Source organism: Pseudomonas sp. MPFS (genome assembly GCF_022537035.1).
Classification (GTDB): domain Bacteria; phylum Pseudomonadota; class Gammaproteobacteria; order Pseudomonadales; family Pseudomonadaceae; genus Aquipseudomonas; species Aquipseudomonas sessilinigenes.
Window position 1 is genome coordinate 6180260 of the sequence record NZ_CP066123.1, and the last position, 26142, is coordinate 6206401.

Below are 26142 nucleotides of genomic sequence, written 5' to 3' on the forward strand. Positions count from 1 at the left end.
GAGATATCCATGCGTATTCCCCACCGTGTCATCGGCGGCATCCTGGTGACCACCCTGCTGACCCAGCTCACCGCCTGCGGCTCGATCTTCTTTCCTGATCGGCGCGGCCAGATCGACGGCAAGATCGATCCGGTGATCGTGGCGCTGGATGCCGTGGGCCTGCTGTTCTACGTGATCCCGGGGCTGATCGCCTTCGGTGTCGATTTCGCCACTGGCGCCATCTATCTGGAGCCGGGCAAGACCGCACAGGTCGCACCGGAGAAACTCCAGCAGGCCATCGGCGCCGACGGTACAGTCGACAAGCGCAAGTTGCAGGCCATCCTCGAGCAGGAACTGGGGGGCCACTTCCCACTGGACGATCCACGCCTGATCCAGCACAAGGGCAGCGTGCAACAACTGGCCCTGTACGGACTGCAACCGGCCGCTTGAACGCGCCACACAAGGAAACCCCATGATCGGTAGCCCGGAACACGCTCGCCTCCTACGCCTAGCCACCCGCGCCTCGGTCACCGTGGCCGGCATCCTGATCCTGACCAAGGCCGTGGCCTGGTGGCTCAGCGGCTCGGTGAGCATGCTCGCCGGCCTGACCGACTCGGTGCTCGACGGCTTCACCTCGCTGCTCAACCTGCTGGCCGTGCACTACGCCCTGCGCCCGGCCGACGATGACCATCGCTATGGCCATGGCAAGGCCGAGTCCCTGGCGGGCATGGCCCAGGCCCTGTTCATCGCGGGCAGCGCGGTGCTGATCGCCTTCCAGGCGGTCGAGCGCCTGCACCACCCGGAACCGGTCGGGGCGCCCTGGCTGAGCATCGGGGTGATCGTCCTGTCGCTGGTGCTGACCAGCGCCTTGCTGGTGTTGCAGCATCGGGTGATCCGGGCCACCGGCTCCAACGCGGTACGGGCCGACTCACTGCACTATCGCTCCGACCTGATGCTCAACGGCAGCATCCTCCTGGCCCTGGCCCTGGCGGCCTTCGGCTGGCAGCAGGTGGACGCCTGGTTCGGCTTGGGGATCGCCGTGTACATCCTCTGGAGCGCGATCCAGATCGCCCGGGAAAGCTTCTCGGTGCTGATGGACGAAGAACTCCCTCCCGAGGTCAGCCAGCGCATGCTGGAACTGGCCTGCGCAGTACCTGGAGTGTTGGGCGCGCATGATTTGCGGACGCGGATTTCCGGCAGCCGCTGGTTCGTCCAACTGCACCTGGAGCTACCCGGCGACCTGACCCTGAGGGTGGCCCACGGCATCAGCGACCAGGCCGCCGATGCAATCCACGCCGCCTATCCACGGGCCGAAGTGCTGGTGCACGCCGACCCGCAGGAAGTGGTCAAGGCCGCCAGGGCTCAGTAGGTCACCTGGTAGCCCCGTGAGCTCAGGCAATTGCCCTGGGCCTGGCGATAGGCCTGGACCACTTCGGGCGCCGGCTGGTAGGTCACACTGGCCGGATCGAAACCACTCTGCTGCACCGCCCAGCGATAACAGTCATAGCGGTCCTGATCGACCTGCTGCGGCGGCTGGCCGTTGACCGGATAGGCCATGACGTCATAGCCATTGCCAACCGGTTGCGGCGCAGGTGGCGCGACGCCTGCCGGCGGCTCCACCACCACGTACTCCTGGGTGTTGGCCTCATAGGTGTAGTAGGCACCGGCGGCAAGGAAGAACAGCGCGCTGCCGATCCACACTTCACGCGCGTAATCGGGCAGGTAGCCCACGCGGATGCCATAGGGCGGGGTCACCACCACATAGCGCGTGCCCTGGGGGCGATACCAGTAGCCACCCGAGAAGAAGTAGTCGTGGCCACGATACGGCACGCGAAAATTGCGCTCGGGAAAACGGTCGATCACATAACCCGGGCGGTATTGCGGCCCCGGGCCCCAACCGTTGCCACGACCGTCAGGACGACCCGGCCAGCGATTGTCATTGGGGTGGCGATTGTCTGGGCGCCAACCCGGATTGCCGGCCTGCCAATGCGGGTTGTAATCGTTGCGCCGGGGGATGTCCTGGTAATAGCCACGTTGTGGCTCCTGGGTCTGGCGCACAGTATCCGGGCGCGGCTGGATCGGCAGGTTCGGGGCCGGTTGTGGCGCTGGCCGCCCCTGCTGCTCGGCCTCATGGCGGGGGCGTTCCTGCCACTGCCCTTCCTGATGTTGAGGGCTGCGCTCGAACTGACGGCTGTTGTCGCCACGGATGATTTCGTTCTGCACACGGGGTTGCTGCGGGGGCTGCTGGTACGCCGGATGGCCCTGGTTGTTCTCCCTGCGGCCTTCAGGAGCATGTTCGCGCTGGCCCCCGGCCTGCTCTCCCTGCTGGGGAGGGCGCCTCTCGTCTCGCTCATCGGCGAACACCTGCGCGCTGACGCTCACGCACAACACACCAACACCTGCCATACGCCAGATGCGCGACTTCATGCTATTCCTCACTGCGAATTGGGGGACCTGAACATAAGACTGGCAAAAGCCCAGGGCGGTTCTGCTAGAGATTATCAGTCACGAAACTTATTTCGCAGGCAATAAAAAAGGGCGGCCCGTCGGCCACCCCTTGAGATTTTGTCCGTGCTCGGCGCTTGTGGCACCGGCTCACCTCACTCCGTCTTCTGGACAGGGTGCAGCCCGGGGGCCTGCCCAACCCTGTGGGGTTGGCGGCCGCGGCAGGCCTGATTCGGCGGGCCGCAGTGGACTCTATGTCCGGGCAGTGATTCTGGTGATAAGCATAGGCTTGGGCCTGCGACAGGGGATTGCGAAGATTGCTTTCAAAAACAACTCTTGCGCAATTTTTAACCCAAGACAGATAATTCGACGCAATAGTTAAGACAAAGGCCTGAACAATGAGCAAACTCGACCGCTACGACCTGAGCATTTTGGCGGAATTGCAACGCGACGCCCGCATCTCCAACCAGGAACTGGCCGAACGCATCGGCCTGTCGCCTTCGCCTTGCTCGCGCCGGGTCAAGCAGCTGGAAGACGACGGCTACATCTCGCGCCAAGTCGCGCTCCTGGACCGCAAGATGCTCGGCCTGAGCCTGACGGCCTATGTGCTGATCGGCATGGACCGGCACACCCCGGAACGCTTCGAGAATTTCGAAGCGGCGATCCGCAACCTGCCCCAGGTGCTCGAGTGCAGCCTGGTCACCGGGATCGACGCCGACTACCAGCTCAAGGTCGTGGTACCGGACATGGATCACTACCAGAAGCTGCTGCTGGGCCACCTCACCCGCATCGAAGGGGTCACCAGCGTCCGCTCCAGCTTCGTGCTCAACCAGGTGCTCAATAGCACCGAATTGCCCCTGACCCACCTGCGCAACTGACGACCACCGGCGGATTAGGCCAGGCTCTGCGCCCGATTGTCGCTGTGGCGACGTAACGCACGCAGATCAATGCCTGGCCCAGGTCGCTTGGCGTATACTCGCCCGGCTTTTTTATCCTGCCTGCACTGGAGATGATCGATGGATCCAGCAGTATTCGAAGAATGGATGATGACTGGCCTGGTCAGCATCCTGATCATTTTCATGGGTTTCATCGTCTGGGACCTGGCCAAGAAATCCAAGGCCGGACGTTTCGGCTCGTTCATCCTGTTCTTCGTCCTGGGTCTTGGCGTGGCCGCGTTCATCATCAAGAGCGTGGTGATCGGCCTGATCGAAACCGGCGCCCTATAGCCGCGCCGGCACTTCCTTCCACTGGCCTTGATCGAGGCCATCCAGGGTCCAGTCACCGATCCGCACCCGTACCAGGCGCAAGGTCGGCAAGCCCACCGCCGCCGTCATGCGCCGTACCTGGCGATTGCGCCCTTCGCGGATCACCAGCTCCAGCCAGCTGGTCGGTACGCTCTTGCGAAAACGCACCGGCGGATTGCGCGGCCACAGCGGCGGCTCCTCCAACTGCCGGGCCTGGGCTGGCAAGGTCATGCCGTCGTTCAACTCCACGCCGTCGCGCAAGCGCTGCAACTGCTCGGCGCTGGGCTCGCCTTCCACCTGCACCCAATAGGTCTTGGCCAGCTTGTGCTTGGGATCGGCGATACGCGCCTGCAACTGGCCGTCGTTGGTCAGCAGCAACAGGCCCTCGCTGTCGCGGTCCAGGCGCCCGGCGGGATAGACCCCGGGGATGGCGATGAAATCCTTGAGCGTCGCCCGGCCTTCGCCGTCGCTGAACTGGGTCAGCACATCGAACGGCTTGTTGAACAGGATCAACCGTGGCTCGGCGGGCGGCGCCTTGGCCACGCGCTTGGCGGGGGATGCGGAAAACGGCTTCGCGCCGGGGCGGCGGGAAGCAGGACGAGGCGGACGAGACATAGAGACGGGAACATTCAGCGATCAGGACCGACCATGCTAGTGGCCTGATCGCCAAATGACCATGGGGCGAGGTGTCAGCGGAACGGCGGCTCGTCGAAGCTGCGCAGTTTGCGCGAGTGCAGGGAATTGAGCTCGCTGCGCAGCAGGTCCACGGCCTCGATGCCGATCTTCAGGTGCTGGCTGACTGCGCGCTCATAGAAAGCGTTGGCCGATCCCGGCAGCTTGATCTCGCTGTGCAGGGGCTTGTCCGAGACACACAGCAAGGTGCCGTAGGGCACCCGCAGGCGATAGCCCTGGGCGGCGATGGTGCCGCTCTCCATATCCACCGCCACGGCCCGGGACAGGTTGATCAGCGGCCGCTCCTCGGCCCAGCGCAATTCCCAGTTGCGGTCGTCGTAGGTCAGCACGGTGCCGGTGCGCAGGCGCTTCTTGAGTTGCTCGCCCTTCTCCCCCGTGACATTGGCCGCCGCTTGTTGCAGCGCCAGCTGGACCTCGGCCAGGGCTGGAATCGGGATATTCGGCGGCACCACGCGATCGAGAATGCCGTCGCGGCGCATGTAGGCGTGGGCCAGCACGTAGTCGCCAATGGTCTGGGACTGCCGCAGGCCGCCGCAATGGCCAATCATCAGCCAGCAATGAGGACGCAGTACCGCCAGGTGGTCGGTGATGTTCTTGGCATTGGACGGACCGACCCCGATGTTCACCAGGGTCACGCCGTGGCCATCGCTGGCCTGCAGGTGGTAGGCCGGCATCTGGTAGCGGTGCCAGACCACGCCGGCGGCAATGGCCGAGGCCTCGCCGTGGTCCATGCCCTTCTCGATGATCACGTTGCCCGGCAAGACCATGCGCACGAAACGCGGGTCGGTGCGCAGCTGCTCCAGGCCATGGACGATGAACTGATCGACATAGCGATGGTAGTTGGTCAGCAGAATCCACGGCTGCACATGACGCCAGTCGCTGCCGGTGTAGTGCACCAGGCGACGCAGGGAAAAATCCACCCGCGCGGCATCGAACAGCGCCAGGGGCAGCGGGTCGGTGTTTTCCCAGTCGTAGAGGCCATCGGCGATGCCATCGGTGGCGGCCGACAGGTCGGTGCTCGGGAAGACCCGGGCCAGGGCCGCGGCAGTTACACCGGAGCCAGCCAGCTCATCGCCCTGCTCGACGACATAGGGATAGGGAATGTTCTGCTCGCTGACACCCACTTCCACCGTCACGGTGAAATCGTGCATCAACGGCACCAGCTGCTCGAGCAGGTAATTGCGAAAGGCCGCAGGGTGAGTGACGGTGACACTGTAGGTACCCGGCAGCTGGACCTTGGCATAGGCCCGGGTGGTCTGGGGTACTTCGCCCTGGCAGTGGTAGGTCAGGCGCAGCTCGGGGTAGCGGAACAACGCTCGTTGTTCGGCATCCGGTTCGACGCGGTCCTTGAGGTAACGCTTGAGCGCCTGGCTCAGCGCCGTGGTGGCCCGCTCGTGCAGAGCAGCCAGCCGGTCCACGGCTTGTTCGGCGGATTGAACGACAATAAAAGCTTCGGTCACGATGAGCACCCTGTGTTCTGATATTGCAGGCATCCATCTTGCCTGCAACCTCGTCCCACGGGAACAGTGGTATCACAGTCGGGGCCGGCGAACCGACCCCGGCCATGCCTCAGAAGCCCTGTGGAGTGGAGCGGGCAACGATGGCGGCTACGTCCAGCCCACGCGGCAGGGTGCCGTAGACCCGTCCGGACTGGCCACCCAGGCGACTGGCGATGAAGGCATCGGCGACCACCTGATTGCCGGCCTCCAGCAGTAGCTTGGCCTGCAGGCCCAGGGCAATGTCCTCGGTCAGCTGGCGAGCGCGGTACTGGATATCATCGGTGTCCTTGAAACCCGCCTTCAACCCGGCGATATGGGCGGCCAGGTGTTTGTCGCCATGGCCATCGCCCAACTCGGCGAACAACGCATCGAGCACGCCTGGCTCCTTCGACAGGGCCCGCAGCACATCCAGGCACTGGACGTTGCCGGAACCTTCCCAGGTGGAATTCACCGGCGCCTCGCGGTACAGCCGCGGCAGGATGCTGTCCTCGACATAACCGGCGCCGCCCATGCATTCGGCGGCTTCGTTGATCATGGCCGGGGCCCGCTTGCAGATCCAGTACTTGCCCACCGCCGTCACCAGGCGCGAGAACTTCGCTTCCTGGGCATCGTCCTGGTGATCCAGGGCCCGGCCCATGCGCATGCTCAGGGCCAGGGCGGCCTCGCTCTCCAGGGCCAGGTCGGCCAGCACGTTCTGCATCAGCGGCTGCTCGCCGAGCACCCGGCCACCGACGCTGCGATGGGCACAATGATGGCTGGCCTGGGTCAGGGCCTGGCGCATCAGCGAGCTGGAACCGACCATGCAGTCGAAGCGGGTCATGGCCACCATCTCGATGATGGTCGGCACCCCTCGACCCTCCTCTCCCACCATCCAAGCCAGGGCGCCACGGAACTCCACTTCGCTGGAAGCATTGGATTGGTTGCCCAGCTTGTTCTTCAGGCGCTGGATATAGAACTGGTTGCGACTGTCATCCGGGCGATGGCGCGGCAGCAGGAAACAGGTCAGGCCCTTGTCGGTCTGGGCCAGGGTTAGGAAGGCATCGCACATCGGCGCCGAGCAGAACCACTTGTGCCCGACCAGCTCATAGGCCTGCCCCGGCCCCGTGGCCCCTACCGGGTAGGCCCGGGTGGTGTTGGCGCGCACATCGGTGCCGCCCTGTTTCTCGGTCATGGCCATGCCGATGGTCAACCCGGCCTTGTGCTGCATGCCGACGTTGCGCGGGTCGTACTCGGTGGCGAGGATCTTCGGCAACCACTGCCCGGCGATATCCGGCTGTAGCTTCAAGGCCGGTACACAGGCGAAGGTCATGGTCAGCGGGCAGCCGCTGCCGGCCTCGGCCTGGCTGTGCAGGTAGGTCATGGCGGCCCGCGCTACGTGGGCGCCAGGCTGGGGATGGGTCCAGGGCAAGGACGTGAGGCCGCCCTCGATCGCCGCCTGCATCAGCTGATGGTAGGCCGGGTGGAACTCCACCAGGTCGACCCGGTGGCCGAAGCGGTCATGGCTGTTGAACACCGGCTTGTTCTGGTTGGCCAGGAACCCCGCTTCCATCAACGGACCGCCCGCCAGGGCCCCGTAGGCCTCGACCCGGGACTCGGCCCAGCCGGCATCGAACCGGCGCATCCATTGTTGCAGCGGCAGGTCGATCCGATAAAGATTGGCGCCATCCAGGGCAGGCGGCTGGTTGGTCACTTCGTGGGTTTCAGCGAACTGGTGGAGGTTCATCACAGGGCTCCTTCAGGGTGTGCCAAGCCCCAGTTAAGCACCCACCCCAGCCCGAACAAAGTGGCATATACGCCTAAATGTCGGCGCTTTCGCCCTGTTCCACGCGCAATACGCATGTGGCCAGCACGGCCTGCAACTCCTCGAACTTCACCGGTTTGCCCAGGTAATCGATGGCGAGACCCGCGGCACATCCCTCGGAGCCTGGCGTACAGGCCAAGAGAATCGGCAGGTGTGCATAACCCGGTAACGCCTGGACCTGAAGACGAAATGCTCCCAGCTGGGCAGTGCTGATATCGCCATCCACCAGCACCCCGCTGATAGCCTCGCGCCCCAGGGCCTGCAAGGCATCCGTGGGCCCGGCAACGGTACGCACCCGGTACCCCAGCTTGAGCAGCATGCCTCGCAGTACCAACTGATTGACGTCGTTGTCATCCACCAGCAGCACGGTGCAATCCTGGGGGCGGCGTCGCTGGGCAATCTCAGGGACGCGAGCCAGTGGCTCCTGGGAGTCCAGCTCCACATGCAGGCGGAAACAACTGCCCTGGCCAGGGCTGGACTCATGGGTCAACTGCCCACCCAGCAGTTCCACCAATTGCCGGCAGATCGCCAGGCCGATGCCCAGGCCACCGTATTCACGGGTCATGGTGCCATCGAGCTGGAAGAAGCGTTGGTACAAGGTGGCCTCGTCCAGATTGACGAAACCTATCCCGCTGTCGACCACCTCGAAGATCAGGCTCACTCGACCTGCCCGTGCAGGCCTGCTGATCACTCGCAAGGTCACCCCACCGCTAGGGGTGAACTTGACCGCGTTTTCCAGCAGGCACTCCAGGCAATGACTGAGCTTGCAGCGGTCTCCCAGGAGGCGGTCAGGCATGTTCGCACCCAGGTCGACCTGGAAAGACAGGGACTTGTTGGCGGCACTGGCACCGAACTGGGTCTGCAGGGTGCTCAACAGCGAGCGCAGGCTGAATGGCTGGAGTTGGGCCGTGAGCTTGCCGGCCTGCAGCTCGGTCAGGGTCAGAATGCCATTGACCATGCGCATCATGTCCCGTGCAGAGCCGGCGGCGGTCTGCTGGTATTGCTCAAGCTCCGGGTCCAACTCCAGGGTCTGCATCAACTCCAGGGAGCCGATGACCCCGTTCATCGGGGTCCGCAGTTCATGGGTCAAGGTGGCCAGGAACTCATCCTTGAGCCGGTTGCTGTGGGCCAGTTGCTGGTTCAGCACTTCCAGTTTCTGTCCGGTCTCCAACAGGGTCTGGGCCTGTTGCTCGCGCATCGAGTTGATGCGGTCGGCCAGGGCCAGGGAGAGCAGTGCCACCTCGATCGCCGAGCCGATCTGGCTGGCATACATGGTCAGGAATACGTTGGGCAGGTAGCCCAGCACCATCAGTGTGTTGATCACGCCTCCGAACAGGAAGGCCGACCAGGCGATGATGAAGTAGCGCGCCACTCGCAAGCCACGGCACCAGGCGACGATTCCCGCCACATAGATCACCACGGTGAAGACCAGGGCCAGGGTCGTGGCCAGGCGCAGCGCCAGGGCATAGCTGGTCATCAGCGACAGGGCCATGACCACGGCCCCGAAGGCCATCAGCGCCAGCAAGACACGATCGACCCAGGGGCTATGCCGGGCCGTTTGCAGGAAACTACGGGCGAACTGGCTGCCGAACAGGCCGGCAGAACCGATGAAGAAAGGTGTCGCGGCGTTGGCCCACCAGGGGTTGTCGGGCCAGAAGTACTCCACCGCAGCACCATTGACCGATAACTGGTAGAGACCGAAAGAAGCGATATAGACGATGTAGTAGAGGTAGCTGGTGTCGCGGACGCTGAGGTAGATGAACAGGTTGTATACCAGCATGCCCAGCAACACCCCGTAGATCAGCCCGAGCACGTACAACCGCATGGGCTGTGCCTCGAGATAAGCGGTGCTGGACCAGAGGCTCACCGGCGCCTGGATCGACCCCTCACTGGCCAGGCGCAGGTAGACGGTCTTGTGTTCGTGGGGCGAGAAATTCAGATGGAACAGGTAGTTGTTCTGGCGAATCTGCCGACTGTCGAAGGGCAAGGCATCGCCGGTGTGCCCGGCCAGGCGATAACCGCCAGCTTCGTCGGGAAGATACAGGTCCAGGCGATCCAGCGGCGGATAGGCCAGCTCCAGCAACCAGCTGCGTTGCGCTGCGGGGTTCGCGGGGCGATAGTCCAGATCGATCTTCAGCCAGAACGCCGAACGCGAATAGCCGGCATTGAGGGTGTCTTTTTCGTGGGGCTTGAATAGTGCGGCCAGGGGGCCTGAGCTGACATCGGCGATCGTGGCTTTGCCACCGGCATCCTCCAGGACTTGCATCACTCGGCCCAGGGGCAGGTGCGAAGTGAACTCGTCGAACTCGACGGCACCAGCCAGCATCGGCAAGCTCAACAGCAACATCAGCAAATAGCGCATTAAAGCCCCGGCGTGGCTTGTCCGGTTGTGTCAGGAAGTCCCCCATATCCCTTTGAGTAGACGTCAACCAGCATGACCTGTTATTGGTTTGAATCCACTCTAGCATAGCCGCTGATGGCCATTGAGCACCATTGAAAATTTTAGGTTAAAGGCTCTAGGACGGGCGTTTCAGCGCAATAGCGCGAGCTAGAGCTGTTGCATCGGTCAGGATCGTGATCCATATCGCCAGCGCCACGCCAAGCACCGCGCTCCAAAGCGTTTGGTGGTAAGCTCGCCGCCCATGAATATCTACAGCTCCCGCCCCGTTGTCCTCTGTCTCTCCGGCCACGACCCCAGTGGCGGCGCCGGCTTGCAGGCAGATATCGAAGCCCTGCTGGCCCAGGGCTGTCACGCAGCTCCGGCTGTCACCGCCCTGACCGTGCAGGACACGGTCAATGTCAGCGATTTCCGCGTCCTGGATCGCGAGTGGGTATTGGCCCAGGCCAATGCCGTGCTCAACGACTCCACCGTCGCCGCGGTCAAGCTGGGCATGCTCGGTTCCCTGGAGATAGTCGACACCGTGGTCGAACTGCTCCAGGCGCACCCGCACCTGCCACTGGTCTGCGATCCGGTGTTGCGCGCCGGCGGCGGTGGCCGCCTGGGCAAGGATGAAGTGGGCTACGCCATGCGCGAGCGCTTGTTGCCCCTGGCGACCGTTGCCACCCCCAACCTCCCTGAAGCCCGGATCCTGGCGGAACTGCCCGAAGGCACCGCCGACCAATGCGCCGAAAAACTCCTGCCCTACATCAAGTACCTGCTGATCACCGGCGGCCACGGCGACGAACACGAAGTGCACAACCGCCTGTACGGCCGCGACGGCCTGCGCGAAACCTATACCTGCCAGCGCCTGCCCGGCAGCTACCACGGCTCCGGTTGTACCCTGGCCAGCGCCCTCGCCGGCCGCCTGGCCCAGGGCGAGCATCTGGCCAGCGCGGTACAGACAGCCCTGGACTACACCTGGCGTACCTTGCGCGACGCCGAACAACTGGGCCGCGGTCAATTCGTCCCGCGCCGCTTGCCATTGGATTTCTGCTCGTAATGCCCTGAGGCCCGCCCAATGAAGCTACGTGGTCTATACGCCATCACCGACAGCCAGCTGATGGCTGGCAAGCTCCTGGAATACGTGGAGGCCGCGCTCGAGGGTGGCGTCACCCTGTTGCAGTATCGCGACAAGAGTACCGATCAAGCCCGACGCCTGCGGGAGGCCGAGGCCCTGCTCGGCCTCTGCGAGCGCTACAAGACCCGCCTGATCATCAACGACGACGCCGAGCTGGCCGCGCGCATCGGTGCCGGCGTGCACCTGGGCCAGACCGACGGCCCGCTGACCCCGGCGCGGTCCCTGCTGGGACGCCAGGCGATCATCGGCGCCACCTGCCACAGCCAGTTGGAGCTGGCCGAGCAAGCGGCCCGCGAAGGTGCCAGTTACGTCGCCTTCGGCCGCTTCTTCAATTCCACCACCAAACCCGGCGCACCTGCTGCCAGCCTCGAGCTGTTGGACCAGGCCCGGGCCAGCCTGCAATTGCCGATCTGCGCGATCGGCGGCATCACCCTGGATAACGCCGCACCGCTGGTCAGCCATGGCGCCGACCTGCTGGCGGTGGTCCACGGGCTGTTCGGCGCCGACAGCGCCGAGCAGGTGACCCGTCGTGCCCGCGCCTTCAATGCCTTGTTCGATCTTTGAAACTTTTTGAGAGCCCTGCCATGTCTCGTTCCGAAACATTGTTCGCCAACGCCCAGAAACACATCCCCGGTGGCGTCAACTCGCCGGTCCGCGCTTTTCGCAGCGTGGGTGGCACCCCGCTGTTCTTCAAGCACGCCGAAGGTGCCTACGTCACCGACGAAGATGACAAGCGCTATGTCGACTACGTCGGCTCCTGGGGCCCGATGATCCTCGGCCACAGCCACCCGCAAGTGCTGGACGCCGTACGCAAGCAGCTGGAGCACGGCCTGTCCTACGGCGCGCCGACCGCCATGGAGACCGAGATGGCCGACCTGGTGTGCTCCATCGTGCCGTCCATGGAGATGGTGCGCATGGTCAGCTCGGGCACCGAGGCCACCATGAGCGCCATTCGCCTGGCCCGTGGCTACACCGGCCGCGACGCCATCATCAAGTTCGAAGGCTGCTACCACGGTCACTCCGACAGCCTGTTGGTCAAGGCCGGCTCCGGCCTGCTGACCCAGGGCGTGCCAAGCTCGGCCGGGGTACCGGCCGACTTCGCCAAGCACACCCTGACCCTGCCGTTCAACGACATCGCCGCCGTCGAGAAGACCCTGGCCGAAGTCGGCCAGACCGTGGCCTGCATCATCGTCGAGCCGGTGGCTGGCAACATGAACTGCGTACCTCCCGCGCCAGGCTTCCTCGAAGGCCTGCGCGAGCAGTGCGACAAACACGGCGTGGTGCTGATCTTCGACGAAGTGATGACCGGTTTTCGCGTCGCGCTCGGTGGCGCCCAGGGCCACTACGGCATCACCCCCGACCTGTCGACCTTCGGCAAGATCGTCGGCGGTGGCATGCCGGTAGGCTGCTTCGGTGGCAAGCGCGAGATCATGGGTTGCATCGCCCCACTGGGCCCGGTCTACCAGGCCGGCACCCTGTCGGGTAACCCACTGGCCATGGCCGCCGGCCTGACCACGCTGAAACTGATCAGCCGCCCGGGCTTCCACGCCGAGCTGAGCGACTACACCAGCCGCCTGCTCGAAGGCCTGCAACAACGCGCCGATGCCGCCGGCATCCCGTTCGTCACCACCCAGGCAGGCGGCATGTTCGGCCTGTACTTCAGCGGCGCCGACGACATCGTCACCTTCGACGATGTGATGGCCAGCGACGCCGATCTGTTCAAGCGTTTCTTCCACCTGATGCTCGAAGGTGGCGTGTACCTGGCGCCAAGCGCCTTCGAAGCCGGCTTCACCTCGATTGCCCACGGCGAGACCGAGCTGAAGCTGACCCTGGATGCCGCGGAACGCGCATTTGCCGCGCTCAAGTAAGCGCTAGCCGGCGGGCGCAGCCATCGACTGTGCCCGTCGCTGCCTTTACACAGGCATTGCCCCGGTCAATCCGGGATATGCTGGACAAACCAGCAGATATCACGCCCATGCAGCAGAAAAACGAGTAAAGACTTTGTAAGGTGGGCCCTGCTTATTTCATAATGCGCGCTTATTGGGCCCCACGCTGGGCCGCGCGCCCCTCAGAGGTAAGTCGATTCCCATGAACCGCACCGGCCGCGCCCTGACACTGGGCTGCCTGTTGCTCCTTCAACCCCTGCTCGCGCACGCACAAGCAGGCGGCAACTCGTTGTTGATCCCTGCGCTGGGGCGCTGCACTCTCGATCCCCAGGCCCAGGAACAAGCCGAGGCGCTCGCTGCGTGCCAGAAAGCCGCCGATGAAGGGGATGCACAGGCGCAATACGAGCTGGGCGAGTTCTACTACGAAGGCAAAGCCACGCCGCGCGACCTCAACCAGGCCCTGAGCTACTTCGAGAAAGCCTCGCTGCAAGGCCATGCCCAGGCACAGTTCAAGCTGGGCACCATGTTCTTCCATGGCGAAGGCGTACCGGCCAACAACGTCCAGGCCTACATCGTCTTGAAGATGGCGGCGGTCAATGGCGCCGAGGATGCCCTGGATACTGCCGATGAAGTCGCCGAGCACATGCAGCGCGACGAGCTGGAAGTCGCCACCCAGGTATTGGGTCAGATCTTTCGCAAATACCTGCTCGAACTGCAGAGCGCCGATGGGCGTTCGCCCTTCTCCCCCCTGCCCTGACAACCCTTGCCAGCCATTGGCCGGCAAAGAAAGACAGGCGCTTGCGCAAGCGCTATCGAACGACGTTACTTCTCGGGCATCGGCATCGGGAATGGCATGACGTTGCTCACGCCCCGGGCTTCACTGATCTTTGGCGTACCCAGGCGCTCCACTTCGTCGATACGCACGATCGAATGCATCGGCACGAAACTGCGCACCACGCCTTCGAACTGCGCCTTGAGCTTCTCTTCGCTGGGATCGACCACCACCTGCGTACGCTCGCCAAAGACGAACTCCTCAACCTCCAGGAAGCCCCACAGATCGCTCTGATAGATCTGCTTGGCGTACATCTCGAACACCTGGCCCTGGTTGAGGAAAATCACCTTGTAGATTGGAGCTTCGCGTTTGGTCATGGTTGGCCGGTAGTACATCGGGGGATAAAAAAGGGGCGCGAACTATAGCATAGCTACCCGATGCACAACCCTAGGAACCTGTAGGCATGGCCCCTATAATGCGCGGTTCTTTGAATCACGTGATGACCCGTCCATGGCCAAGAAGCTTTACATCGAAACCCACGGTTGCCAGATGAACGAGTACGACAGCTCGCGCATGGTGGATCTGCTGGGTGAACACCAGGCCCTGGAAGTCACGGCTCGTGCCGAAGACGCGGACGTCATCCTGCTCAACACCTGCTCCATCCGCGAACGCGCCCAGGACCGGGTCTACTCCCAACTGGGGCGTTGGCGCGAGCTGAAACTGGCCAACCCGGAAATGGTGATCGCCGTGGGCGGCTGCGTGGCCAGCCAGGAAGGCGCGGCCATTCGCGATCGGGCACCCTACGTTGACGTGGTCTTCGGCCCACAGACCCTGCACCGCCTGCCGGAAATGATCGATATCGCCCGCGTCACCAAGCTACCGCAGGTGGATGTCTCGTTCCCTGAGATCGAGAAGTTCGACCACTTGCCCGAGCCACGGATCGACGGCCCCAGTGCCTATGTCTCGGTGATGGAAGGTTGCAGCAAATACTGCACCTTCTGCGTGGTGCCCTACACCCGTGGCGAGGAAGTCAGCCGGCCCTTCGACGACGTGATCGCCGAGATCATCCACCTGGCGGAAAACGGCGTCCGCGAGGTCACCCTGCTGGGCCAGAACGTCAATGGCTACCGCGGCCAGACCCATGAAGGGCGTACGGCGGACCTGGCCGAACTGATCCGCGTGGTGGCCGCCGTCGATGGCATCGAGCGGATCCGCTACACCACCTCGCATCCCCTGGAGTTCTCCGACAGCCTGATCCAGGCCCACGCCGAAGTGCCGGAACTGGTGAAACACCTGCACCTGCCGGTCCAGTCGGGCTCCGACCGTATCCTGGCGGCGATGAAACGCAACCATACCGCCCTGGAGTACAAGTCCAAGTTGCGCAAGCTGCGCGCTGCGGTACCGGGGATCTGCATCAGCTCGGACTTCATCGTCGGCTTCCCCGGCGAGACCGAGAAGGACTTCCAGCAGACCATGAAGCTCATCGAAGATGTGGGCTTCGATTTTTCCTACTCCTTCGTCTACAGCCAGCGCCCGGGGACTCCGGCCGCCGACCTGGCGGACGATACTCCCGAGGCACTGAAGAAAGAGCGCCTCAATGCCTTGCAGCACCGACTGAACCAGCAGGGGTTTGAAATCAGCCGACAGATGGTCGGCTCGACCCAGCGCATCCTGGTAACCGACTACTCGAAGAAGGACCCGGGTGAACTGCAGGGGCGGACCGAGAACAATCGAATCGTCAACTTCCGCTGCGATGATCCCAAGCTGATCGGCCAGTTCGCCGATGTCCACATCGACTCGGCGCAGCCTCACTCACTGCGTGGCTCGCTGCTATCGTAAAACCATGACCCCGACCCTGGACGGAGCTGGCTCTCCAGTGCACGCACTCTTCGAGGCACCAGGCTCCATCGGTCGAACACAGGAGAAAGACGCCAGCAACCACCGCGGCGCATAAGAGCTTTCGCACCCAGGCTGCTGGCGTTATCCTTGAATTCATCTTAATTGCCGTTGGGCGGCTAAAAACGACCTTGAACGCACCCATAGAACCTCATCGTTTCATCCTCGAGCCTTTCGAGGCTCGCCGCTTCGCCAATCTGTGCGGGCAGTTCGACGAGCATTTGCGCTTGATCGAGCAGCGCCTGACGATCGAGATCCGCAATCGCGGCAACCAGTTCGAACTGATCGGCGAACCCAAGCACACCACCTCCGCGGAAAACCTCCTGCGCCGCCTGTACCGGGAAACCAAGGGTACCGAGCTGTCGCCGGACCTGGTGCACCTGTTCCTCCAGGAGTCGGCCGTGGAACAGCTGGACAATCCTTCGGTGGCCGATGCCGCGGTGGCCCTGCGCACTCGCAAGGGCATGATCCGTCCCCGTGGCCTGAACCAGCAGCGCTACGTCAAGGAAATCCTGGCCAACGACATCAACTTCGGCATCGGCCCGGCCGGCACCGGCAAGACCTACCTGGCCGTAGCCTGTGCAGTGGATGCCCTGGAGCGCGAGCAGGTGCGCCGCATCCTGCTGGTCCGCCCGGCGGTGGAAGCTGGCGAGAAGCTGGGCTTTCTGCCGGGCGACCTGGCACAGAAGATCGACCCGTATCTGCGCCCCCTATACGACGCGCTGTATGAAATGCTCGGTTTCGAGCATGTGGCCAAGCTGATCGAGCGCCAGGTCATCGAGATCGCGCCCTTGGCCTACATGCGCGGCCGTACCCTGAACAACAGCTTCATCATCCTCGACGAAAGCCAGAACACCACCGTGGAACAAATGAAGATGTTCCTCACCCGGATCGGCTTCGGCTCCACCGCGGTGATCACCGGCGACATCACCCAGGTCGACCTGCCCAAGGGCACCAAGTCTGGCCTGGCCCATGTGATCAAGGTGCTTGGCGACGTACCGGGAATCAGCTTCACTCATTTCATGCCCAAGGACGTGGTGCGCCATCCACTGGTGCAACGCATCGTCGAAGCCTACGAGCGCTTTGAACTGCTCAGCGCCGACGAAGCCGCCAAGACCGCTGCCGACAGGGGCAACCGCCACGATGCTTGAGCTCGACCTGCAGCGCGCCAGCCAACAGCCGGCCCCCAGCGATGAACAGTTTCGCCAGTGGTGCGAGCTGGCCCTGCGCCAACGCACCGCCGATTCGGAACTGACCATCCGCCTGGTGGACGAAGCCGAAGGCCGCGAGCTGAACCACACCTGGCGTCATAAAGATTACGCCACCAATGTGCTGTCATTTCCCGCGGAAGTGCCGGATGAACTGCTGGATATCCCACTGCTGGGTGACCTGGTGATCTGCATTCCGGTGGTCGAGCGTGAAGCGGCCGAGCAAGGCAAGGCACTCGAGGCCCATTGGGCCCACCTGGTGATCCACGGCTGCTTGCATCTGCTGGGCTACGACCACATAGATGACGACGAAGCCGAGGAAATGGAAGCGCTGGAACGAACGTTGCTTGCAGAATTGGGTCATCCCGACCCTTATGCCGATGACGAAGACTGATCAACATCCACTTGTAACAACCTAAGGATTCAGAGCAATCGCTATGAGCGAAGATCGATCGAGCAACGGGCAAAAGTCATGGCTGGGCAAACTGACCCAGGCTTTTGCCCATGAGCCGAAAAACCGCCAGGAGCTGCTGGAGCTGCTGCGCGAAGCCCATCAGAACAAATTGCTGGACAGCGAAGCGCTGGCCATCGTCGAAGGCGCCATCCAGGTGGCTGACCTGCAAGTCCGGGACATCATGGTCCCGCGCTCGCAGATGATCAGCATCAAGGCGACCCAGACCCCTCGGGAATTCCTGCCCGCGGTCATCGACTCTGCGCACTCGCGCTACCCGGTGATCGGCGAAAGCCATGACGACGTGATGGGCGTCCTCCTGGCCAAGGACCTGCTGCCGTTGATCCTCAAGGAGAACGGCGACAGCTTCAACATCAAGGACCTGCTGCGCCCGGCCACCTTCGTGCCGGAGTCCAAGCGCCTGAACGTGCTGCTGCGCGAGTTCCGCGCCAACCATAACCACATGGCCATCGTCATCGACGAATACGGCGGCGTGGCGGGCCTGGTGACCATCGAGGACGTGCTGGAGCAGATCGTCGGCGACATCGAGGACGAGCATGACGTCGAGGAGGACAGCTACATCAAGCCCCTGCCCAGCGGCGACTTCCTGATCAAGGCGCTGACACCGATCGAGAACTTCAACGAGTTTTTCGACAGTGACTTCTCCGATGACGAGTTCGATACCGTGGGCGGCCTGGTAATGAGTGCCTTCGGCCACTTGCCAAAACGCAACGAAATCACTGAAATCGGCGCCTATCGCTTCCGCGTACTCAATGCCGATAGCCGACGGATCCATCTACTGCGCCTGACCCCCGTTTCCCGCTGAGGAACAGAGGTCACCGACCTGCCCCGCATGGACCAGCGCCCCAAGCCCGAAAAACCGGCCTTGGGGTGCTGATCTTGCGGGGCAGGTCGGTCGTGGAGTGCTGCGTGTCTCGACGCTCATCCGAATCAACCCGAACCCACTCCTCGCGCCATGCCCGACGCGAAACAGGAAAGAGCTGATGAAACGCCTCTTGCAGTGCTCGACACGCCCCGGCTGGCCCGGCAACCTACTGGCCATGGTCGCTGGCGCGATTACCACCCTGGCCCTGGCCCCCTACGATATCTGGCCGCTGGCACTGCTGGCAGTCGGCTTGTTCTACGCCGGCCTGCGGGAACTGACTCCGCGCCAGGCGCTGGGTCGAGGCTGGTGCTTCGGCTTCGGCCTGTTCGGCGCCGGCACCAGCTGGATCTACGTCAGCATTCATACCTACGGTGGCGCTTCAGCCTTGCTTGCCGGCCTGCTGATGCTGGCGTTCATCGCCGCCATTGCCTGGTTCTTCGCCCTGCCCGCCTGGCTCTGGGCCCGCTGGCTACGGCGCAACGAAGCGCCTCTGGCCGACGCCCTGGCATTCGCCGCCCTATGGGTGGGGCAGGAAGCCTTCCGCGGCTGGTTCCTCACCGGTTTCCCCTGGCTCTACTCTGGTTACAGCCAGCTCGACGGCCCGCTGGCTGGATTGGCGCCCCTGGGCGGTATCTGGCTGATTTCCTTTGCCCTGGCCCTGACTGCCGCGCTGCTCTATAACCTGCCACGCCTGGCCAGGAATGGACGCAAGGGGTTCATCGCCGCCGGCCTGGTGCTGCTGGCAGCGCCCTGGGCAATCGGCCTGGCGCTCAAGGGCCATGCCTGGACCAGCCCATCGGGAGACCCGCTGTCGGTAGCGGCCATCCAGGGCAATATCGAGCAAAGCATGAAGTGGGACCCGGCGCAGCTCAACGCCCAGCTGGCGCTGTACCGCGACATGAGCATGAGCAGCAAGCGCGTGGATCTGCTGGTCTGGCCGGAAACCGCCGTGCCCGTGCTCAAGGAGTCCGCCGAAGGCTACCTGGCGATGATGGGCAACTTTGCCGCCGATCGTCACTCCGCGCTGATTACCGGGGTTCCGGTACGCCAGCTGGTGCACCATGAGAAACGCTTTTTCAATGGCGTCACCGTCACCGGCGAAGGTGATGGCACCTACCTCAAGCAAAAACTGGTGCCCTTCGGCGAGTACGTACCGCTACAAGAGGTGCTGCGTGGGCTGATCGACTTCTTCGACCTGCCAATGTCCGACTTCGCCCGCGGTCCAGCCGACCAGCCATTGCTGCAGGCCAAGGGCTATCAGATTGCGCCATTCATCTGCTACGAAGTGGTCTATCCCGAGTTCGCCGCTGGCCTGTCCGCTCGCAGCGACCTGTTGCTGACCATCAGCAACGACACTTGGTTCGGCACCTCCATCGGCCCCTTGCAACATCTGCAAATGGCCCAGATGCGGGCCCTGGAGGCTGGTCGCTGGATGATCCGCGCTACCAATAACGGCGTTACCGGCCTGATCGATCCATTCGGCAAGATCACCGTGCAGATCCCCCAGTTCGAACGCGGCATCCTCTACGGCGAAGTCGTGCCCATGCACAACCTGACGCCCTACCTGCATTGGCGCTCGTGGCCACTGATCGTGCTGTGCGCCCTGCTGTTTGGCTGGGCGCTGCTGGCCAGCCGCATCGCCAAGACCGTCTGATACCTTTGATCCAGCCGGCTCCTGGGGAGCCGGCCCTCAACGGTAGAAAAGCCGGTAACCCAATTGGCCCGCCGCTTCATTGAGCAACTGGCCACTTTGCCAGATGGACTTGAACTCCGGCATCCAGCCGCCCAGTGGCCGGGCATTGTCCATTCCCAGGAAACCCACCGGCGCCGGCACCACCACGAACCCCGCACGCTCGAAACTCCAGGCCGAGCGCGGCATGTGCCAGGCCTGGGTCACCACCACCACGCGCTTGATCCCCAGGGGCTGCAAGACTTCGGCAGTGAACTGGGCATTCTCCCAGGTCGTGCGGCTCCGCCCCTCTTGCCAGCGTACCGTCACCCCAAAATCATTGAGCAATGACTCTGCCATGAGTGCCGCTTCGGTAGGTGGCGTGCCGTAGTGCAGGCCGCCACTGGTCAGCACCGGCAGGCCTGAAGCCTTGGCCAGGCGCGCAGCATAACGCTCACGCTCCAGGCCCACGCCGGTAGGCTGGTCGCTACCCCAGGCCGGGTCACCGCGCTCGCGACCGGAGCCCAGGACCACGATTGCATCCGCCTGCCCGGCCAGGCTGGCCCACTGGCTCTGTGGCAACGCAGGCAATTGCTCCAGGGCACGAGCCCCCCACTCCACCATCACTGGCAGGCTCATCAGCCAGAAACCACCCAGCCCCAGGACAAAGCAGCAGCGCGCCAGCCGCGGCCTGGAGCGGCGCAATAACCAGGCGAGCAGAAGCAGAAGCAGGAGAATGCCGGGGGGCAGCAGTAACTGTTTGATGAAATAGCGAAAAGGCATCGAGCATCTCCAAAAGATGCCCGAAGCCTATAGGGGATGCCTGTCCGGCAACAACCAATACCAACCACTTTCGCTTGCAAGGTCCTCGACAACGACCTTTATCGCCCAATGAAGGGCCCATGGGGCCTACTTGAACTGCCGGGACCGGACTTTCAGCGGATCCCGTACCGGCGCCTGGTCCTTCAGCCAGATGATCTCGGCCGAACGGGGCGCGCCCTGTTGCTGCAGACTGCCCAAAGCATTGATCTGCATGTCACGTTGACTGCGAGCCAGATAGGCCTTGATCAGTTCGAGCTCCGCAGGGCTCAAGCCCCGCAATTCCAACTCGACGGCGCGCTCGTCGCGCAACCGATCCGCGGTTCTTGCCGCGTCCAGGGCCAGAGCCAATCGATTCAGCAGCCGTTCGTACACCTCCGTATCTGTTGCTTTGCGCTGCGACTCAAGCATCCGTTCACCTCATTGAAGATAAGACTCACTCCCCTTTTTGAGCTTAGTCGGGCAGCCGCAGGCAACGCGCTGCCGCGACCAACGGCCCGCCTGCGTAATCAGGGTTTCCCTCGGTAGAGCACGGTCATGTATGCTACGACGCTTCCTGTAACTCCACTTCCAGCTCAATCGGGCAGTGAAAAACGCCTTATCCCGGCGCCTTCATCACCCGACGTTGCGTTGAAGAGGATTAGGCCACCCTTATCCAATACATAAAGTAGCCATGCACGAACATTACCAACCCCGTGAAATCGAAGCCGCCGCCCAGTCGTTCTGGGACGCGCAAAAGTCGTTTGAAGTCAGCGAACAGCCAGGCCAGGAGACTTACTACTGCCTATCGATGTTCCCGTACCCGAGCGGCAAGCTACACATGGGGCACGTGCGCAACTACACCATCGGCGACGTGATCGCCCGCTACCAGCGCATGCTCGGCAAGAACGTCCTGCAACCCATGGGTTGGGATGCTTTCGGCATGCCGGCGGAAAACGCCGCGATGAAGAACAACGTCGCTCCGGCCAAATGGACCTACGAAAACATCGCCTACATGAAGAGCCAGCTGCGTAGCCTGGGTCTGGCGGTGGACTGGTCCCGGGAAGTCACTACCTGCAAGCCGGACTACTACCGCTGGGAGCAGTGGTTGTTCACGCGCCTGTTCGAAAAGGGCGTGATCTACCGCAAGAACGGGACCGTGAACTGGGACCCGGCCGACCAGACCGTACTGGCCAACGAGCAAGTCATCGACGGCCGCGGCTGGCGCTCCGGCGCGCTGATCGAGAAGCGCGAAATCCCGATGTACTACTTCCGCATCACCGACTATGCCGAAGAACTGCTGCAAAGCCTCGACGACCTGCCCGGCTGGCCCGAGCAGGTCAAGACCATGCAGCGCAACTGGATCGGCAAGTCCCGCGGCATGGAAGTGCAGTTCCCCTATGACCAGGCCAGCATCGGTCACGAAGGCACACTGAAAGTCTTCACCACCCGCCCAGACACCCTGATGGGTGCAACCTACGTTGCCGTGGCCGCGGAGCACCCGCTGGCCACCCAGGCAGCCCAGGGCAACCCTGCATTGCAGGCGTTCATCGAAGAATGCAAGAACGGCAGCGTTGCCGAAGCCGATATGGCCACCCAGGAAAAGAAAGGCATGGCCACTTCCCTGCTGGTCGAGCACCCGCTGACCGGTGAAAAACTGCCGGTCTGGGTCGCCAACTACGTGTTGATGCACTACGGCGACGGCGCGGTGATGGCTGTTCCGGCGCACGACGAGCGTGATTTCGAGTTCGCCCAGAAGTACCAGCTGCCGATCAAGGCCGTGGTGCGCACCAGCGCTGGTGATGAAGTCGGCAGCGAGTGGCAGGCCGCCTATGGCGAGCACGGCCAACTGATCAACTCCGGCGAGTTCGATGGCCTGGATTTCGCCGGCGCATTCGACGCCATCGAGGCCGCGCTGATCCGCAAGGAGCTGGGCAAGTCTCGCACCCAGTTCCGCCTGCGCGACTGGGGCATCAGCCGCCAGCGCTACTGGGGCTGCCCGATCCCGATCATCCATTGCCCATCCTGCGGCGACGTCCCGGTGCCGGAAGACCAACTGCCGGTCAAGCTGCCCGAAGACGTGGTGCCCGACGGCGCTGGCTCGCCGCTGGCGCGCATGCCCGAATTCTACGAATGCAGCTGCCCGAAATGCGGTACTGCGGCCAAGCGCGAAACCGACACCATGGACACCTTCGTCGAGTCGTCCTGGTACTTCGCCCGCTACGCCTCGCCGAACTACGAAGGTGGCATGGTCGATCCGAAAGCCGCCAACCACTGGCTGCCGGTGGACCAGTACATCGGCGGTATCGAACACGCGATCCTGCACCTGTTGTACGCACGCTTCTTCCATAAGCTGATGCGCGATGAGGGCCTGGTTACCTCCAACGAGCCCTTCAAGAACCTGTTGACCCAGGGCATGGTGGTCGCCGAGACCTACTACCGCGTGGCCAGCAATGGCGGCAAGGACTGGTTCAATCCGGCCGACGTCGAAATCGAGCGCGATGCCAAGGCCAAGATCATCGGCGCACGCCTGAAGACCGACGGCTTGCCGGTGGAGATCGGTGGCACCGAGAAGATGTCCAAGTCCAAGAACAACGGCGTTGATCCTCAGGCGATGATCGACCAGTACGGCGCCGACACCTGCCGCCTGTTCATGATGTTCGCCTCGCCGCCCGACATGAGCCTGGAATGGTCCGATTCCGGCGTCGAGGGGGCAAGCCGCTTCCTGCGTCGCGTCTGGCGTCTGGCACAAAACCATGTTGGCCAGGGCCTGCCGGGCAAGCTGGATGTCGCCGCACTGGACGACGCACAGAAGGTCATCCGGCGTGCTATCCACGCTGCGATCAAGCAAGCCAGCACCGATGTAGGCCAGTTCCACAAGTTCAACACCGCCATCGCCCAGGTGATGACGTTGATGAATGTGCTGGAGAAAGCCCCGCAAGCCACTGAACAGGACCGCGCCCTGCTGCAGGAAGGCCTGGAAGCCGTCACCCTGCTGCTGGCTCCGATCACGCCACACATCAGCCATGAACTGTGGACCGAGCTGGGTCAGGCCGGCGCGGTCATCGACGCCGGTTGGCCAGCCGTGGACGAAAGCGCCCTGGTCCAGGACAGCCTGCAACTGGTGATTCAAGTCAACGGCAAGCTGCGCGGCCAGATCGAGATGCCGGCCAGCGCCAGTCGTGAAGAGGTCGAGGCCGCTGCACGTGCCAACGAGAACGTGCTGCGCTTCACCGATGGACTGACCATCCGCAAGGTCATCGTGGTGCCAGGCAAACTGGTCAATATCGTCGCCAGCTAATTGGATCAGGCACCCGGTCCGGGACCGGGTGCCGAACAAGACCTTCCGGGCCGCCAGGCGGGCCCATATGGTTTCAAGGGGAGCAAGACATGATCAAACGTAACCTTCTGGTGATGGGCATGGCCCTGGTGCTGAGCGCCTGTGGCTTCCATCTGCGTGGTACAGGAACCCAGGAGCTGACCATCAAGGAGCTCGACCTGAGCGCTCGGGACGCCTACGGCCCGACTGTTAAATTGCTGCAACAGCAACTGGAAAACAGTGGCGTCCAGGTCCATGCCGGCGCACCTTACAAATTGGTACTGGTGAACGAACAGAACTCCCAACGCACCCTGAGCTATAGCGGTGGTGGCAACTCTGCCGAGTATGAAATCAGCACCAAGCTGAGCTACGAAATCCTGACTCACGACAACCTGTCCATGCTGAGCGACAAGCTGGAAGTGCAGAAAGTCTTCGTTCATGACGGCAACAACATCACCGGTTCAGGCCAGGAGTCCTCCCAGACCTACCAGGAAATGCGCCGCGACCTGGTCCAGCGCATGCTGATCCGCCTGCAGTTGCTGACGCCTGATCAGCTGGCCAAGCTCCAGGCCACCGCCGAAGCCAAAGCCAAGGCAGAAGCCCAGGCCCTGGAAGCAGCACGCAAGGCTGAAGCGGAAACCCCGCGACAGTCGCCAATGGAACTGCCCAACCAGTAAGCCTTGTGGGGCGCTTCGGCGCCCCACCGACCCACGCCTATGAAACTCGCTCCCGCCCAACTCGGCAAACACCTGCAAGGCACCCTCGCTCCGGTCTATGTGATCAGTGGCGACGACCCGCTGCTGTGCCAGGAAGCCGCCGACGCCATTCGCTCTGCCGTACGCCAGCAGGGCTTCGATGAGCGCCAGGTATTCAGTGCCGACGCCAACTTCGACTGGGGCAGCCTGCTGCAAGCCGGTGCCAGCATGTCGCTGTTTGCGCAAAAACGCCTGCTTGAACTGCGCCTGCCTTCGGGCAAGCCCGGGGACAAAGGCGCCGCCGCGCTGATCGAGTACTGCTCGCGCCCCGCCGAAGACACGGTGCTGTTGATCAGCCTGCCCAAGCTCGACGGTAGCGCACAGAAAACCAAGTGGGGCAAAGCGCTGGTCGAAGGAAACCAGACCCAGTTCATCCAGATCTGGCCCGTGGATGCCAACCAGCTACCACAGTGGATCCGCCAACGCCTGTCGCAAGCAGGGTTATCGGCCAGCCAGGATGCAGTGGAACTGATTGCCGCCCGGGTCGAAGGCAACCTGTTGGCCGCAGCCCAGGAAATAGAAAAACTCAAGCTGATGGCCGAAGGCGGGCAGATCACCGTTGAAACGGTCCAGGCTGCCGTGGCCGATAGCGCACGCTTCGATGTGTTCGGCCTGGTCGATGCGATCCTCAATGGTGAAGCCGCTCATGCCTTGCGCATGCTCGAAGGACTCAAGGGCGAAGGCGTGGAACCTCCAGTGATTCTCTGGGCCTTGTCCCGGGAGTTGCGATCGCTGGCCAACCTGGCGCTGCAATTCAGCCAGGGAGTGCCGTTGGACAAGGTTTTCAGCCAAGCCCGGCCTCCTGTCTGGGACAAGCGCAAGCCGCTGATGAGCAAAGCCCTGCAACGCTACTCTGCGCAGCGCTGGGGCCAGTTGCTACTCGATGCACAGCGCATCGATGCCCAGATCAAGGGCCAGGCCAGTGGTTCTGCCTGGAGCAGCCTGAGCCGCCTGTCGCTCCTGATGGCCGGCCAGCGCCTGGCCTTGCCTGCCGAGTAAGCAGGCCAGCCAGGCCTGTTGACCTCGCCCCGAACTAAAGAGCACTGGACAGCGACAGCGCTCTGGCCGATGATCTGCGCCGCACAACCCACCCAGCCAGCGAGGCTCTCCATGAGCAAGCCATCCAAGCATGGTCCCAACAAGGCCAAATCCATCATTGCCCAACCACTGTTCCGCAGCCGCCAGGAACGCCCGGCCAAGGGCAAAGGCAGCTACCGCCGCGAAGCCTTCCAGTCTAAAAGCTGGGAGGCTTCTTACTTTCTGGCTGCTTGAAGCCCCGGACCCCATTGGCATGATAAGGTCTGCACCTGATTGTTATTCACT

Annotated in this window: 25 protein-coding genes; 17 read left to right on the forward strand and 8 right to left on the reverse strand. The window is 63.1% G+C overall.

Going from position 1 to position 26142, the window contains the following annotated elements:
• The first annotated feature begins 9 nt into the window (after positions 1–9).
• Positions 10–429, forward strand: a complete 420-nt coding sequence (locus I9018_RS28375) for a hypothetical protein (protein ID WP_022641172.1) — start codon at positions 10–12, stop codon at positions 427–429.
• A 22-nt stretch (positions 430–451) separates the two neighbouring features.
• A complete protein-coding gene (locus tag I9018_RS28380) occupies positions 452–1348 on the forward strand; it encodes a cation diffusion facilitator family transporter (protein ID WP_068579651.1) in 897 nt (298 codons plus the stop codon).
• Here the strand turns inward: I9018_RS28380 and I9018_RS28385 are convergent.
• Complete coding sequence (locus I9018_RS28385; protein WP_068579648.1) at positions 1342–2406, reverse strand: DUF6515 family protein; 1065 nt, start codon at positions 2404–2406, stop codon at positions 1342–1344. The two genes, I9018_RS28380 and I9018_RS28385, sit on opposite strands and share 7 nt — an antisense overlap.
• Before the next feature lie 416 nt (positions 2407–2822).
• Here I9018_RS28385 and I9018_RS28390 point away from each other — a divergent pair, with 416 nt between their 5' ends.
• Together I9018_RS28390 and I9018_RS28395 are read left to right on the forward strand one after the other, a co-directional pair.
• A complete protein-coding gene (locus I9018_RS28390) occupies positions 2823–3302 on the forward strand; it encodes an Lrp/AsnC family transcriptional regulator (protein ID WP_068579645.1) in 480 nt (159 codons plus the stop codon).
• Positions 3303–3440: 138 nt separating this feature from the next.
• Complete coding sequence (locus I9018_RS28395; protein ID WP_022641176.1) at positions 3441–3650, forward strand: DUF2788 domain-containing protein; 210 nt, start codon at positions 3441–3443, stop codon at positions 3648–3650.
• On the opposite strand, the gene I9018_RS28400 is transcribed toward I9018_RS28395, so the two are convergent.
• From I9018_RS28400 to I9018_RS28415, 4 genes are all read right to left on the reverse strand, one after another.
• Entirely contained in the window at positions 3645–4211 is a 567-nt protein-coding gene (locus tag I9018_RS28400) for a pseudouridine synthase (protein WP_241110205.1), read from the reverse strand. The two genes, I9018_RS28395 and I9018_RS28400, sit on opposite strands and share 6 nt — an antisense overlap.
• Before the next feature lie 146 nt (positions 4212–4357).
• On the reverse strand, positions 4358–5854 hold the full coding sequence (gene amn, locus I9018_RS28405) for an AMP nucleosidase (protein ID WP_241108091.1): 1497 nt from the start codon (positions 5852–5854) through the stop codon (positions 4358–4360).
• A gap of 76 nt (positions 5855–5930) precedes the next feature.
• A complete protein-coding gene (locus I9018_RS28410) occupies positions 5931–7583 on the reverse strand; it encodes an acyl-CoA dehydrogenase family protein (protein ID WP_241108092.1) in 1653 nt (550 codons plus the stop codon).
• Between the two features lie 73 nt (positions 7584–7656).
• Positions 7657–10023 (reverse strand): hybrid sensor histidine kinase/response regulator, encoded by a 2367-nt coding sequence (locus tag I9018_RS28415; RefSeq protein WP_241108093.1) that lies wholly within the window; start codon positions 10021–10023, stop codon positions 7657–7659.
• Between the two features lie 280 nt (positions 10024–10303).
• Here I9018_RS28415 and I9018_RS28420 point away from each other — a divergent pair, with 280 nt between their 5' ends.
• The 4 genes from I9018_RS28420 (at position 10304) to I9018_RS28435 (ending at position 13822) form a co-directional block, all read left to right on the forward strand.
• On the forward strand, positions 10304–11101 hold the full coding sequence (locus I9018_RS28420) for a hydroxymethylpyrimidine/phosphomethylpyrimidine kinase (RefSeq protein WP_241108094.1): 798 nt from the start codon (positions 10304–10306) through the stop codon (positions 11099–11101).
• Positions 11102–11119: 18 nt separating this feature from the next.
• Complete coding sequence (thiE, locus tag I9018_RS28425; protein WP_241108095.1) at positions 11120–11743, forward strand: thiamine phosphate synthase; 624 nt, start codon at positions 11120–11122, stop codon at positions 11741–11743.
• Positions 11744–11763: 20 nt separating this feature from the next.
• Complete coding sequence (gene hemL, locus I9018_RS28430) at positions 11764–13047, forward strand: glutamate-1-semialdehyde 2,1-aminomutase (RefSeq protein WP_241108096.1); 1284 nt, start codon at positions 11764–11766, stop codon at positions 13045–13047.
• 220 nt (positions 13048–13267) lie between these two features.
• Positions 13268–13822, forward strand: coding sequence for a tetratricopeptide repeat protein (locus tag I9018_RS28435; protein WP_068579613.1), 555 nt, complete (start codon positions 13268–13270; stop codon positions 13820–13822).
• A 65-nt stretch (positions 13823–13887) separates the two neighbouring features.
• Here I9018_RS28435 and I9018_RS28440 read toward each other — a convergent pair whose 3' ends face one another.
• Positions 13888–14214, reverse strand: coding sequence for a DUF1820 family protein (locus tag I9018_RS28440; protein ID WP_007927079.1), 327 nt, complete (start codon positions 14212–14214; stop codon positions 13888–13890).
• Positions 14215–14347: 133 nt separating this feature from the next.
• Between I9018_RS28440 and miaB the strand changes: the two genes are divergently transcribed.
• The 5 genes from miaB (at position 14348) to lnt (ending at position 19932) form a co-directional block, all read left to right on the forward strand.
• Positions 14348–15676, forward strand: coding sequence for a tRNA (N6-isopentenyl adenosine(37)-C2)-methylthiotransferase MiaB (miaB, locus tag I9018_RS28445; protein ID WP_068579610.1), 1329 nt, complete (start codon positions 14348–14350; stop codon positions 15674–15676).
• 188 nt (positions 15677–15864) lie between these two features.
• Positions 15865–16884, forward strand: a complete 1020-nt coding sequence (locus tag I9018_RS28450) for a PhoH family protein (RefSeq protein WP_068579607.1) — start codon at positions 15865–15867, stop codon at positions 16882–16884.
• Positions 16877–17335: an rRNA maturation RNase YbeY gene (ybeY, locus tag I9018_RS28455; protein WP_241108097.1), complete on the forward strand. Its 459-nt coding sequence runs from the start codon at positions 16877–16879 to the stop codon at positions 17333–17335. The genes I9018_RS28450 and ybeY overlap by 8 nt, the downstream gene beginning before the upstream one ends.
• A gap of 43 nt (positions 17336–17378) precedes the next feature.
• Entirely contained in the window at positions 17379–18218 is an 840-nt protein-coding gene (locus I9018_RS28460) for an HlyC/CorC family transporter (RefSeq protein ID WP_068579604.1), read from the forward strand.
• A gap of 190 nt (positions 18219–18408) precedes the next feature.
• Entirely contained in the window at positions 18409–19932 is a 1524-nt protein-coding gene (lnt, locus tag I9018_RS28465; protein WP_241110206.1) for an apolipoprotein N-acyltransferase, read from the forward strand.
• Positions 19933–19968: 36 nt separating this feature from the next.
• On the opposite strand, the gene I9018_RS28470 is transcribed toward lnt, so the two are convergent.
• Together I9018_RS28470 and I9018_RS28475 are read right to left on the reverse strand one after the other, a co-directional pair.
• Positions 19969–20730 (reverse strand): YdcF family protein, encoded by a 762-nt coding sequence (locus tag I9018_RS28470; RefSeq protein WP_241108098.1) that lies wholly within the window; start codon positions 20728–20730, stop codon positions 19969–19971.
• Positions 20731–20856: 126 nt separating this feature from the next.
• Positions 20857–21177, reverse strand: coding sequence for a hypothetical protein (locus I9018_RS28475; protein ID WP_124347298.1), 321 nt, complete (start codon positions 21175–21177; stop codon positions 20857–20859).
• A 262-nt stretch (positions 21178–21439) separates the two neighbouring features.
• On the opposite strand from I9018_RS28475, the gene leuS reads away from it, so the two are divergent.
• The 4 genes from leuS to arfA all read left to right on the forward strand — a co-directional run bounded on the left by leuS (position 21440) and on the right by arfA (position 26091).
• Complete coding sequence (gene leuS, locus I9018_RS28480; protein ID WP_124347297.1) at positions 21440–24046, forward strand: leucine--tRNA ligase; 2607 nt, start codon at positions 21440–21442, stop codon at positions 24044–24046.
• Between the two features lie 89 nt (positions 24047–24135).
• Positions 24136–24741 carry an LPS assembly lipoprotein LptE gene (gene lptE / locus I9018_RS28485; RefSeq protein WP_068579595.1) on the forward strand — a complete coding sequence of 202 codons (606 nt, stop codon included), beginning with the start codon at positions 24136–24138 and terminating at the stop codon, positions 24739–24741.
• 39 nt (positions 24742–24780) lie between these two features.
• Positions 24781–25818 carry a DNA polymerase III subunit delta gene (holA, locus tag I9018_RS28490; protein ID WP_241108099.1) on the forward strand — a complete coding sequence of 346 codons (1038 nt, stop codon included), beginning with the start codon at positions 24781–24783 and terminating at the stop codon, positions 25816–25818.
• Positions 25819–25929: 111 nt separating this feature from the next.
• On the forward strand, positions 25930–26091 hold the full coding sequence (gene arfA / locus I9018_RS28495; RefSeq protein ID WP_007927093.1) for an alternative ribosome rescue factor ArfA: 162 nt from the start codon (positions 25930–25932) through the stop codon (positions 26089–26091).
• Positions 26092–26142 lie beyond the last annotated feature (51 nt).

Bases quoted from the DNA above. Each gene is read 5' to 3' on its own strand.
- I9018_RS28435 (WP_068579613.1), top strand. From the start codon at position 13,268: ATGAACCGCACCGGCCGCGCCCTGACACTGGGCTGCCTGTTGCTCCTT.
- thiE (WP_241108095.1), top strand. From the start codon at position 11,120: ATGAAGCTACGTGGTCTATACGCCATCACCGACAGCCAGCTGATGGCT.
- I9018_RS28385 (WP_068579648.1), bottom strand. From the start codon at position 2,406: ATGAAGTCGCGCATCTGGCGTATGGCAGGTGTTGGTGTGTTGTGCGTG.
- ybeY (WP_241108097.1), top strand. From the start codon at position 16,877: ATGCTTGAGCTCGACCTGCAGCGCGCCAGCCAACAGCCGGCCCCCAGC.
- I9018_RS28380 (WP_068579651.1), top strand. From the start codon at position 452: ATGATCGGTAGCCCGGAACACGCTCGCCTCCTACGCCTAGCCACCCGC.
- hemL (WP_241108096.1), top strand. From the start codon at position 11,764: ATGTCTCGTTCCGAAACATTGTTCGCCAACGCCCAGAAACACATCCCC.
- holA (WP_241108099.1), top strand. From the start codon at position 24,781: ATGAAACTCGCTCCCGCCCAACTCGGCAAACACCTGCAAGGCACCCTC.
- leuS (WP_124347297.1), top strand. From the start codon at position 21,440: ATGCACGAACATTACCAACCCCGTGAAATCGAAGCCGCCGCCCAGTCG.
- I9018_RS28390 (WP_068579645.1), top strand. From the start codon at position 2,823: ATGAGCAAACTCGACCGCTACGACCTGAGCATTTTGGCGGAATTGCAA.
- I9018_RS28440 (WP_007927079.1), bottom strand. From the start codon at position 14,214: ATGACCAAACGCGAAGCTCCAATCTACAAGGTGATTTTCCTCAACCAG.
- lptE (WP_068579595.1), top strand. From the start codon at position 24,136: ATGATCAAACGTAACCTTCTGGTGATGGGCATGGCCCTGGTGCTGAGC.
- I9018_RS28420 (WP_241108094.1), top strand. From the start codon at position 10,304: ATGAATATCTACAGCTCCCGCCCCGTTGTCCTCTGTCTCTCCGGCCAC.
- I9018_RS28395 (WP_022641176.1), top strand. From the start codon at position 3,441: ATGGATCCAGCAGTATTCGAAGAATGGATGATGACTGGCCTGGTCAGC.
- arfA (WP_007927093.1), top strand. From the start codon at position 25,930: ATGAGCAAGCCATCCAAGCATGGTCCCAACAAGGCCAAATCCATCATT.
- I9018_RS28375 (WP_022641172.1), top strand. From the start codon at position 10: ATGCGTATTCCCCACCGTGTCATCGGCGGCATCCTGGTGACCACCCTG.
- miaB (WP_068579610.1), top strand. From the start codon at position 14,348: ATGGCCAAGAAGCTTTACATCGAAACCCACGGTTGCCAGATGAACGAG.
- I9018_RS28470 (WP_241108098.1), bottom strand. From the start codon at position 20,730: ATGCCTTTTCGCTATTTCATCAAACAGTTACTGCTGCCCCCCGGCATT.
- I9018_RS28460 (WP_068579604.1), top strand. From the start codon at position 17,379: ATGAGCGAAGATCGATCGAGCAACGGGCAAAAGTCATGGCTGGGCAAA.
- I9018_RS28410 (WP_241108092.1), bottom strand. From the start codon at position 7,583: ATGAACCTCCACCAGTTCGCTGAAACCCACGAAGTGACCAACCAGCCG.
- amn (WP_241108091.1), bottom strand. From the start codon at position 5,854: ATGCCTGCAATATCAGAACACAGGGTGCTCATCGTGACCGAAGCTTTT.
- I9018_RS28415 (WP_241108093.1), bottom strand. From the start codon at position 10,023: ATGCGCTATTTGCTGATGTTGCTGTTGAGCTTGCCGATGCTGGCTGGT.
- I9018_RS28475 (WP_124347298.1), bottom strand. From the start codon at position 21,177: ATGCTTGAGTCGCAGCGCAAAGCAACAGATACGGAGGTGTACGAACGG.